Here is a 1,876-nt window from a genome sequence, read left to right as displayed (position 1 = left end):
TGGTGGTGTCCGCGGAGGTGCCCTCCGGCCGCCGCGTCCCCGGCAGCGTCGCCGTGGCGGACGGCGCACCGGACACCGCGGAACGGTCCCGCACGGTCGCCTCGGCCCGGGACGTGCGGGAATCCGACGCGGCGTTGCGGGTGGTCTGCCCCGACGGGGCGGGAACCTGCTCCTGGCGGGGCTGGGTCACCAGGTGGTTCGGGATCCGCAGCACCACACCGGTGCCACCGCGGGACGAGGGCCGGAAGTACACCTGGAGCTTGTGCTTGCGGGCCAGGCACCCGACGACCGCGAGGCCGAGCCTGCTGCCGGACAGCTTGGTCAGGTCGAGGCCGACGGTGCTCGAGACGGAACGCTCGGCCCGCTCCAGCGCCTGCGGCTTCATCCCCAGGCCACCGTCCTCCACCGTGATGACGATGCCGGTGTGCAGCTGTTCGACGTAGACGTGCACCTCCTCCGACGGCGCGGAGAACTTGGTGGCGTTGTCCATCAGCTCGGCCAGCGCGTGCATCACGTCCTCGGCCGCGTAGCCGACGATCGCCGACGTGCTCGTCGAGTGCAGGCGCACCCGCTGGTAGGCGCGGATCCGGCCCATCGCACCGCGCAGGATGCTCTCCATGACGATCGGCTTCGTCCAGCGCCGTCCGGACCGGGCCCCGGTCAGCACGGCGATGCTGTCCGCGAGCCTGCCCGCCTGCGCGGTGCTGTGGTCCAGGCTGAGCAGATCGCCGAGCACGTCCTCGGAGTGCCGGTGCTCCATCTCGCGGAGGTCGGCGAGCATGCTGGTCGCCATCGCCTGCACACGCCCGGCCGCGTTGGCACACGCCGACATCGCCGCCGCACGCTGGCGTTCCCCGACACTGATCTCGCGGACCAGCAGCCGCAGCAGGCGCGTGTGGACCTCGTCCGACGGGCGCGGCAGCTCGGCCAGCACGGTGTCCGCCGAGGCGCCCTCGCGCAGGCGGTCCACCGCGGCGGGGAGCGTGTCGTCGGCCAGCCGCTCCAGTTCGGCGCGCCGGTCGGCCACCTCGCCGCGTGCGGACGACAACTGCCCGTCCCGGTACACCGCGAACGCCACCGCGGCACACGCCAGTAGTGCCGTCACACCGCCCACAGTGGCCACCAGCGGTCGGTGCGCCGCGGGTGTTTCCCAGGACACCCACAGCCACACGCCCCCGGTGACGAGCACCGAGACGAGCAGAACGAGCGAAGCTCGGACCAGCGGCGGGCGCGAACCGGTGTCGCGCCGCCCTTCGGACAGGGAAATGGGAGCCCCCAAATGTACCTGTGACATCAGTATGGCCTCGCGTCGACGACATCCCCCGAATCGCGTCGACGAGACCGAGAGCGTAGTAGGTCGTACCCCGCCACGGCCAGAGAGGTGGCACCGCGAGTTGTGAAAAAGGCACGCTACGTCGTCAGCGTGGTGTCCGGGACGGTGGGCGCGGTGTCCGGGACGGTGGGCGCGGTGTCCGGGACGGCGGGGCGGGCACGGACGGCGCGCGGTACCCGGCACCGACGGTGGACCCGGGAGCGGCACACTGGGGGACATGGTCGACGACACGGGGATCCCGCGGACGGGCGCCGACGCGGCGGGAGCGGACGGGGGCGGCGCCACGCGCGGCCGTCCGTTGAAGATCGCGTTCGTGTGCACCGGCAACATCTGCCGGTCGCCGATGGCGGCGTCGGTGTTCACCGAGCACCTGCGCGCCGCCGGGTTGGACGACGGGGTGGAGATCGTCAGCGCCGGGCTCGGCTCGTGGCACGTCGGCGAGCGGGCCGACCCGAGGGCGCGGGCGACCCTGACCGAGCACGGCTACCCGGACGACCACGTCGCCGCCCAGGTCGGCCCCCGGCACCTGGACGCCGACCTGCT

Annotated in this window: 2 protein-coding genes; one reads left to right on the top strand and one right to left on the bottom strand. The window is 73.1% G+C overall.

Going from position 1 to position 1,876, the window contains the following annotated elements; genetic code table 11:
* Nucleotides 1-1,105, bottom strand: a 1,105-nt coding sequence (locus ACTIR_RS0100280; protein WP_411431303.1) for a sensor histidine kinase, incomplete at its 3' end; no start/stop codon positions are given.
* A gap of 445 nt (nt 1,106-1,550) precedes the next feature.
* Here ACTIR_RS0100280 and ACTIR_RS0100275 point away from each other — a divergent pair.
* A partial coding sequence (locus ACTIR_RS0100275) for an arsenate reductase/protein-tyrosine-phosphatase family protein (protein WP_459166179.1) occupies nt 1,551-1,876 on the top strand: 326 nt, incomplete at its 3' end.

It is taken from the genome of Saccharomonospora iraqiensis subsp. iraqiensis (genome assembly GCF_000430445.1).
In the GTDB taxonomy this organism is placed as follows: Bacteria; Actinomycetota; Actinomycetes; order Mycobacteriales; family Pseudonocardiaceae; genus Saccharomonospora; species Saccharomonospora iraqiensis.
The sequence above is the reverse complement of the archived record's forward strand: the minus strand, read 5'-3'. Positions and strand labels throughout refer to the sequence as shown.